This is a genomic window from Streptomyces sp. WELS2, assembly GCF_013870595.1.
Lineage (GTDB): Bacteria > Actinomycetota > Actinomycetes > Streptomycetales > Streptomycetaceae > Streptomyces.
The window spans coordinates 1-8,557 of record NZ_JACBWZ010000220.1 but is presented as its reverse complement, the minus strand read 5'-3'; the positions used below and the strand labels follow the sequence as shown (position 1 = coordinate 8,557).

The window sequence follows — 8,557 nt, the reverse complement described above, 5'->3', positions numbered from 1 at the left end:
CCCGGAGGAGACCGGGGAGGACCTGGCGGAGGTCGAGGTCCGGGCGGGGCTCGGGCTGGTGCCGTTCGCGGTGGACGTGCACGCCGCCCAGTGGGGGACGCTGGCCCGGCTGGTCGCGGCGGTGGGGCGGCGGAAGGCGCCGTACGGGGTCGCCTTGGACGAGAACACGCTGCTCGCCGTCCGGGACGGCGAGGCCCGGGTGTCCGGTGCCGGACGGGCGCACGTGGTGCGGCCGGCCACGGACGGGGGCGTGGTGGTACGGGCGTACGGCGCCGGGGAGGGCTTCGGCCTCGGATAGGGGGGAGCACCCCGCCGCCGGCCGTAGCCCGGCGAGGGCTACGGTCCGGCGGACCGCGGGTCAGATCGTCGCGGCGTCGATCACGAAGCGGTAGCGGACGTCGCTGGCCAGCACCCGCTCGTACGCCTCGTTGATCTCGGACGCGGCGATCAGCTCTATCTCGGCGCCGATGCCGTGCTCCGCGCAGAAGTCCAGCATCTCCTGGGTCTCGCGGATGCCGCCGATCATGGAGCCCGCGAGGGTCTTGCCGCCGCCGATCACCGAGAAGAGGTTGAGCGAGATCGGCTCCTCGGGGGCACCCACGTTCACCAGCGCGCCCTGCGTCTTCAGCAGCGACAGGTAGGCGTTGAAGTCCAGCGGGGCCGACACCGTGGACAGGATCACGTCGAACGTGCCCCGCAGCTCCTCGAAGGTCTTCGGGTCGCTGGTGGCGTGGTAGTGGTCGGCGCCCAGCTTGAGGCCGTCGTCCTTCTTGCGCAGGGACTGCGACAGCACGGTCACCTCGGCGCCGAGCGCGTGCGCGATCTTCACGCCCATGTGGCCGAGGCCGCCCATGCCGAGGATCGCGACCTTCCTGCCGGGGCCGGCGTTCCAGCGCTTCAGCGGCGAGTAGGTGGTGATGCCCGCGCACAGCAGGGGCGCGGCCACGTCCAGGGACAGCCCGTCGGGGATGCGGACGACGTAGTTCTCGTCGACGACGATCTTCTGCGAGTAGCCGCCGTAGTTGGGCGTGCCGTCCCGGCCGATGGCGTTGTACGTGGGCCCGAAGCCGCCGTTCACGCAGTACTGCTCCTGCCCGGCCCGGCAGTTCTCGCACTCGCGGCAGGAGTCGACCAGGCAGCCGACGCCGACCCGGTCGCCGACCTTGAACTTGGTCACGCCGGGGCCGACCTCCGACACGACGCCGGCGATCTCGTGGCCGGGCACCATCGGGAAGATCGCCTCGCCCCAGCCCTCCCGGGCCTGGTGGATGTCGGAGTGGCAGATACCGGCGAACTTGATGTCGATCAGGACGTCGGACTCGCCGACCGCGCGTCGCTCGATGGTCGTGCGCTCCAGCGGAGCCTTCGCGGCGGGCGCGGCGTATGCGGCAACAGTGGTCATGCCGGTGGTTCTCCTAGTGATCGTTCTCGCGCCCGGCCTTCCTGGTCCCGGGCACGGCGTCCAGCCTGCCGCACCTCCGGGGGCGTACCCAGACCACGCCTTTGCGTACGACCGCCGTGCGTACCACCAGCGAGGTCAGGCTCACCTGCATACGACCAGGAATACTGGACGCATGGACAGCAGGGACGAGCAGCCGGACACGACGGCCGGCGGTGGCCAGGCCCTGGACCGGCGGGCGGAGCTCAGCGAGTTCCTGCGCAGCCGGCGGGCCCGGCTGAAGCCGGAGGACGTGGGACTGTCGGGCTTCGGACGGCACCGCCGGGTGCCGGGGCTGCGCCGGGAGGAGCTGGCGCAGCTGGCCGGGGTGTCGGTGGCGTACTACACCCGGCTCGAACAGGGCAACGGGCGGAACGTGTCGGCGGAGGTGCTGGACGCGATCGCGCGGGCCCTGCGGCTGACGGACGCCGAGCACGCCCATCTGACGCATCTGGCCAAGCCGAAGACGCTGAAGAGGAAGCAGGGGGCGCGCCAGCAGCAGGTGCGCCCGGCGCTGCGGCAGCTGCTGCAGACCATGGAGTCCGTGCCGGCGTACGTCGTGGGCCGGCGCGCGGAGATCCTCGCCTGGAACCGGATGGCGGCGGCCCTCTTCGGCGACTGGGGCGAGGTGCCGCCGGCCGAGCGGAACTGGGCCCGGCTGGTGTTCCTGCGCCCCGAGTACCGGGAGCTGTTCGTCGACTGGGAGCAGAAGGCGATCGACATCGTGTGCGCCCTGCGCATGGACGCGGGCTGCCACCCGGACGATCCCAAGCTGTCGGCGCTGGTGGGCGAGCTGTCGGTGAAGAGTGAGGAGTTCCGCCGGCTGTGGGCCACGCACGACGTCAAGGAGAAGAGCCATGGCGTCAAGCACCTGCACCACCCGTTGGTGGGCGACCTCGCGCTGAACTTCGAGAGCTTCCGCCTGACGGACGGCTCGGAGCAGTCCCTGGTCACCTATCACGCCGAGCCGGACTCCCCCACCGCCGAGTCCCTGCGCCTGCTGGCCAGCTGGGGCGCGGACGCCACGCGGGCGGTTCGCTCGGCCTAGCGCGGAAACGGGCGGGGGCCCGGCCTGGCCCGGAAACGGGCGAGCGGCCCGCGGCGGGTGGGTACCCGCCGCGGGCCGCTCGTGCGGACGGTCGGCTAGCGAGGGATCACTTGCCGAAGTACGCGTTGTAGATCGTGATCTCCGACGTGTTGCCCTTCTTGTCGGTGATCTTGGCGCGGAACGAGACGGCCTTGTTCCTGGCCGGGTTCTTCACGGTGATCTTGCCGTTCCTGACGTCGGTCTTCTTGAAGGTCTTGCCGTCGTAGGAGACGTAGACCGCGAGGGACTTCAGGTTGCGGCCGGCGGCGGCGCCCTCCACGGTGACCGGGAAGGTGACCTTCTTGCCCGCCGCGACCCGGCTGTCCAGACCGGTGGTGGCACCGAAGCGCAGGCTGGAGGCGGGCAGCTGGACGAAGTCGCCGGACGGCTTCTTGGAGCGGAAGGTCCAGGCCGCGTCGATCCGGCTGGACGCCTCGGACACCGTCGCCTTCCGCTTGACCGAGGTGGTCAGCCGGTACGCCGCGTCACCGGCCGGGACCTTGAAGGACTCGCCGCCGAACAGGGGGTCCTCGTTGGTGCCGACCTTGGTGCCGTTGCGGTACAGGGTGGTGCTCACCGAGGAGAAGGCCGAGTACCCGGCGTTCTGGGCCGAGTCGGCGAACAGCGGCAGCGAGCCGAAGATCTCGTTGCCCTGCCGGAAGAGGCCCATTTCCTTGTCCACGTGCGGGCCGAAGACGGCGGTGTTGACCGTCTTGGTGTAGGTCTTGCCGCCCTTGAAGGTGGACTCGCCGAGCGAGTAGCCGGCTTCGTAGTCGTCCCCGCTGTGCTGGCCGAACTCCAGGCCCCAGCGCACACCGCCCGTGGTGGACAGGTGCAGGGTGCGGGTGCCGGGCAGGTTCTGCGGGATGCTGATGGAGGAGGCGCCGGAGCTGTCGGGCAGCCAGCCGATGGCGTCGACGGTGCCCTTCTTGCCGCGGGCCGCCGCGCCCATCCGGACCTTCACCGTGGCGAGGTCGGCGGCCTTGTAGTGCCGGGTGTAGCCGGTGGCGAGCTGCTTGACCCGGCCGCCGGAGGTGACGGCGTACTCCTCGGTCGCGCCCTTGGTCCAGTGGCCGTCCCACTGCTGGGTCAGCGAGCCGGCGGCCGGCTGCGGGCCCAGGTGGGCGGTGCGGAAGTTCTTGTACGAGTCCAGGAACATCGTGTAGGCGTACTCGCTGTCGCCCACCGTGATGCCGAAGCCGGGCGCGGCGAACTCGGGCTTCAGGCCCGAGCCGGGGACGGTGATGTCCACCGGCTTGGCCTTGCGCGCGTCGAGGGTGATCGTCTGCTTCTTGTCGACGGTCAGCTTCGGCTGCACGAGCCAGTCGATGCCCTTGGCGGCGTTCTGCGGGTCGCCGTAGACGGAGGTGTTGAGGATGTACGTGCCCTTGGGCGCGCGCACCTTCACCGTGCCGGACTTGTCGTACGGGTTCACCGAGGTGCCGGCCGCCAGGCCCGTCACGCCGGAGAGGTCGGCCTCGTAATACGGGGCCGGCTTGCCGTCACGGCCGATGAACTTCAGCGTGACGTCGTAGGACTCCACCTCGCGCTGCACCGCGGCGGCCGTGCGGACGCTCTGGCCGGCGCCCGTCGCCGTGACGTACGCGGAGTAGGCGCCGTCGAGGGTGCCGCCGAGCTTGGTGTTCACGGTGAGGTCGACCGCGGCCGTGCCGTGCGCCGGGACGGTGACCTGGTTCGCGCCGAGCGTGAAGAAGCCGGCCGGGGCCGCCGCGCCCTTGGGCCCGGTGGCGGTGCTCGCCAGGGTGAGCGTGACGTCCTTGTCGCCGAGGTTGCGGTACGTCAGCTTCTTGGTGACCGGGGTGTCGTCGGTGTGCGGCCACTGCTGCACACCGAAGTTCAGCGAGACCGGGTCGGCGACGACCGACTGGCCGATGGCCTTGTCGACCTGGATGCGGCCCGTGCCCTGCTCGAACGGGGTGTACTTGCCGCCCTTGGCGGAGCCGGTCAGGGCGCCCTTCAGCTCGGCGTAGCCCCAGTCGGGGTGCTGCTGCTTCAGGATGGCCGCGGCGCCCGCGACGTGCGGGGTGGCCATCGAGGTGCCGGAGATCGTGAGGTAGCCCTCGGGGTTCTGGCCGACCTCCTTGTCGATGACGCTGCCGTCGGCCGCGGCGGCGGTGATGTCGACGCCCGGCGCGGTGACGTCCGGCTTGATGGCGCCGTCGCCGACGCGCGGGCCGGTGGAGGAGAAGTCGGCCAGCTTGTCCTTGTCGTCGACGGCGCCGACGGTGAGCGCGGCGTCCGCGCTGCCCGGCGAACCGACCGACTGGGGGCCGTCGTTGCCCGCGGCGATCGCGAACAGGACGCCCTTCTCGGCGGAGAGCTTGTTGACCTCGGCCTCGAGCGGGTCGATCCCGGGGCTGTCGTAGCCGCCGAGGCTGAGGTTGATGACGTCGGCGCCCTGGCCGGCCGCCCACTCCATGCCGGCGAGGATGCCGGAGTCGTCGCCGAAGCCGCTGTCGTCCAGGACCTTGCCGTTGAGCAGCTTGGCGTCCGGGGCCACACCCTTGTACTTGCCGCCCGACTCGGCGCCGGTGCCCGCCACGATGGAGGCGACGTGCGTGCCGTGGCCGAAGTGGTCGGTGGCGTCGGCGGCGCCGGTGAAGTTCCGGGACGCGATCACCTGGTCCTTCAGGTCGCGGTGACGGGTGTCCACGCCGGTGTCCAGGACGGCGACCTTGACGCCCTTGCCGGTGTAACCGGCCTTCCACGCGGTGGGGGCGCCGATCTGCGGCACGGACTTGTCGAGGCTGGCCTCGCGGACGCCGTCGAGCCAGACGTGCGCGATGCCGGAGGCGGTCTTGTCGCCGTTGGTGACGGCGTCCCACAGCCCGGCGGTGTCCTTCACCGGGGTCTGCACGGCGTCCGCGTTGAGCGCGGTCAGGCTGCGCCGCAGGGTGCCCGCGTCGCGGACCTCCGCCTTGGCGGCGCCCGCGGTGCCGCGGTAGCCGACGATGACCTTCAGGCCGTTCCTCTGGGCCTTGCGGGTGGCGGCCTTGTCCAGCTCGGTGACGTCGAACAGGCGCCGGTCCAGCGTGCCGGAGGCCACCAGGTGGGCCGCGTCCGCGGGGATCACCAGCGTGTGCCCGGCCGCCTTGCGGACCTGGAAGGGTATGTGCTCGCGGCCCTTGGCCCGCTCCAGGCCGACGACCCGGCCCTTGGCGTCGAGGGCGACGCGGTCACCGGTGATCAGGGTGACGTGGTGCCTGGCGGTGAACGCGGCGGCGCCCGCGGTGGTGCGGGCGGGCTTCGCCGACGCGGGGCTGGTCATACCCGCTGCGAGGGCGACCGCCGCGGCCGTGGCCACGGTGGCCGCGGCCGCTCTTTTCACTTGTGCGCGCAAGTTCTCCCCCTGGAGATGAGGTACCGGGCGAATTCCCCGTTCACCCGGCCGGGGGCGGACTCGCACACACGCGCGTCGGCCTCCCGGGCATCGAAGTATTCCGGGAGACGATCAGTCGCTCAATAGATGAGAGAACGGTGAGAAAGCACGACAGGAAACTGTTACGCGCCGTCCGGGACACCGTTACAGAATCGCGAAGTCCCTTGCAACCAAAGGGTGTTATGGGCCGTCAACGAACGATGCCGCCCCCGGAGGAGCGGCATCGCGCGAGACGGTGACGGAGCGTCAGATGGCCGAACCGGCCTTCCACTGCGCCCAGTCCATGTTCCAGCCGTTGAGGCCGTTGTCCGGCGAGACCGTCTTGTCGCCGGTGTGCTGGACGACCACGACGTCACCGATCAGCGTGTGGTTGTAGAACCAGGCCGCCGGCGTGCTCGGGTCGTTCGCGCCCTTCGCGTCCCGCAGGCCGACACAGCCGTGGCTGGTGTTCGCGCTGCCGAACACCGACGGCGCGCCCCAGTAGTTGCCGTGGATGAAGGTGCCCGAGGTGGTCAGGCGCATGGCGTGCGGCACGTCCTTGATGTCGTACTCGCCCTTGCCGTCGTCGTCGGTGAAGCCGACCGTGGCGCCGTTCATGCGGGTCTGCTTGAACTTCTCCGAGACCACCATCCGCCCCTCGTACGTCTTGTTGTCGGGGGAACCGGCGGAGATCGGGATGGTCTTGACGACCTTGCCGTCCTGCGTGACCTTCATCTGCTTGGTCTGCGCGTCGACATAGGAGACCTGGTTGCGGCCGATGTGGAAGGTGACCGTCTTCTGCTGGACGCCGTAGACACCGCTCGCGCCCTGGACGCCGTCGAGCGCCAGCTTCAGGGTGACGGTGGAGCCTTCCTTCCAGTAGTCCTGGGGGCGGCAGTCCATGCGGTTGGCGTTGAACCAGTGGCAGGCGACCTCCTGGCCGCTGCTGGAGCTGACCGTGATGCCCTTCTGCACGGCCGCCTTGTTGGTGATCGCCTTGTCGAAGTTGATCGACACGGGCATGCCGACGCCGACCGTGGAGCCGTTGTCCGGGGTGAAGGTGCCGATGAAGCTGTTGGCCGGGGAGACCGTGGTGAAGGAGGCGTTCTCGTGGGCTATGCGGCCCTCGGAGTCCTTGGCCTCCGCGGCGACCTTGTAGGTGGTGGACCGCTCCAGCGGGGTGCTGGGCTTCCAGCTCCTGCCGTCGGCGGCCAGCTGCCCGGCGACGGCCTTGCCGTCCTGGGTGGTCATGGTGACGCCGGTGAGCGTGCCCTTGCTCACCGTGACGGCGGCGGAGTTGTTGATCGACGCGTTGGCGGAGCCGTCCTTCGGCGTGATCGTGATCTGCGCCTCGGACGACTTCTTGGCCGCCGCCTCGTCGACCTTGGCCTGCGAGGTGTCGCCGCCGCCCCCGGAGGCGTCGGCGTCGCCGCCGGAACACGCCGTGAGCACCAGCACACCGCCGAGCAGAGCGGAAGCGGCCGCCAGGCGTCCGCGCCGCTTACTGTCCGTCATCACAAGCTTCTCCATCGTTGCCGAGTCGCGAAAACCCCGAGAGTCCCCCGTCACGAACCATCAACGCTACGGCCGGTTCGTCCCGTTCCCGCCCCGTGGATCTGTGGGGCATCCCACGTCCGCGGCGCGCTCCCGTCACGGGTGGGGCCGGACACCGGTCCGTACGTCCCCTGGGACGACGAAACCCCGGACGGCGGTGCCGTCCGGGGTCATGGGTGCCCCGGGACGCTCAGCCGATGCCGTCCTCTTCCTCGTCGTCCTCCCCATCATCCTCGTCCAGGTCCCACTCGGGCGAATCGGGGTCGTAGTCGACGCGCTCACTCGACCAGGACGCCTGCTGGAGCTCCACCCCGGGCACCTCGCTGACCAGGTCGAACGGATCCACGAGATAGGCCAGGGCCTCCGCGGTGTCTTCCGTCACAGTGGACTCGGCGTGCGCCCGCTCCGCCTCGGGCAGCCCGGTGTCACCGGCGAGACGGCGCAGCGCGGCCTTGGCCACCTCGCCCTCGTCCCGCACCTCCAGCACCAGCTCCACCCGAAGCCGTACAAAACGTGATGTCTCTTCCGTGCTCATGACGGGAGCGTACGGCCGAAACCTCCCGTGACTTTCCTGTGACCCGCGCCTTTCACTAACATCGCCCCACACGGCCAATTCGCCAGCGTCACAAGGGGATCGATATTCCGTGTCATCCGCTCGCCGCCCGTTGCTGACCGCCACCGCCGCGGGCACCCTCCTGTGCGCACTGTGGTTCGTCCCGTCCGCGAACGCCTCGCAGAACACCCCCGCGAGAGAGCCGGCGACCGCCACGACGTCCTCGCGGGTCACCCAGGTCACCCAGGTCGCACAGGTCAGAGCGGTGTCGGCGCCCGCCATGGACACGGACCGGGCGGCCGAGGAGGCCGAACTGGCCGACACCGGCGGCTTCGACACCACCCCGTACGTCGTCGGCGGGAGCCTGTTCCTCGCGGTGGGCGCCGGTTTCGTCGTCTACTCGGTGCGTCGCGAACGCATGGGTTTCTGACTCGCCCGGGCCGCCGAGCCGCAGTGACGGTGTGTCACCTGTGTGGCGGGGCCCCGGCCGGGGCCCCGCCGTCGTTCACCGGAGCGGACCGGTGACCTTCTCCACCGCCGCCACCA

Annotated in this window: 6 protein-coding genes and 1 pseudogene; 3 read left to right on the top strand and 4 right to left on the bottom strand. The window is 70.5% G+C overall.

The genetic code is table 11. The features are described 5' to 3' along the window. Nucleotides 1–298: pseudogene (locus H5J33_RS15355) on the top strand (hypothetical protein); the annotation flags it as partial. 60 nt (nucleotides 299–358) lie between these two features. On the opposite strand, the gene H5J33_RS15350 reads toward H5J33_RS15355, so the two are convergent. After that, the gene (locus H5J33_RS15350) at nucleotides 359–1,402 is read right to left on the bottom strand and encodes an NAD(P)-dependent alcohol dehydrogenase (RefSeq protein WP_181795479.1); all 1,044 of its coding nucleotides are present in this window, start codon (nucleotides 1,400–1,402) and stop codon (nucleotides 359–361) included. Nucleotides 1,403–1,574: 172 nt separating this feature from the next. Here H5J33_RS15350 and H5J33_RS15345 point away from each other — a divergent pair, with 172 nt between their 5' ends. After that, entirely contained in the window at nucleotides 1,575–2,486 is a 912-nt protein-coding gene (locus H5J33_RS15345) for a helix-turn-helix transcriptional regulator (RefSeq protein WP_181795478.1), read from the top strand. A 106-nt stretch (nucleotides 2,487–2,592) separates the two neighbouring features. Here H5J33_RS15345 and H5J33_RS15340 read toward each other — a convergent pair whose 3' ends face one another. The 3 genes from H5J33_RS15340 to H5J33_RS15330 form a co-directional block, all read right to left on the bottom strand. Next, on the bottom strand, nucleotides 2,593–5,814 hold the full coding sequence (locus H5J33_RS15340; protein ID WP_220212365.1) for a S8 family serine peptidase: 3,222 nt from the start codon (nucleotides 5,812–5,814) through the stop codon (nucleotides 2,593–2,595). A 357-nt stretch (nucleotides 5,815–6,171) separates the two neighbouring features. Next, entirely contained in the window at nucleotides 6,172–7,419 is a 1,248-nt protein-coding gene (locus H5J33_RS15335) for an Ig-like domain-containing protein (protein WP_181795476.1), read from the bottom strand. 229 nt (nucleotides 7,420–7,648) lie between these two features. Further along, the gene (locus H5J33_RS15330) at nucleotides 7,649–7,993 is read right to left on the bottom strand and encodes a hypothetical protein (protein WP_181795475.1); all 345 of its coding nucleotides are present in this window, start codon (nucleotides 7,991–7,993) and stop codon (nucleotides 7,649–7,651) included. Between the two features lie 109 nt (nucleotides 7,994–8,102). Between H5J33_RS15330 and H5J33_RS15325 the strand changes: the two genes are divergently transcribed. After that, nucleotides 8,103–8,441, top strand: a complete 339-nt coding sequence (locus tag H5J33_RS15325) for an LAETG motif-containing sortase-dependent surface protein (protein ID WP_181795474.1) — start codon at nucleotides 8,103–8,105, stop codon at nucleotides 8,439–8,441. Nucleotides 8,442–8,557 lie beyond the last annotated feature (116 nt).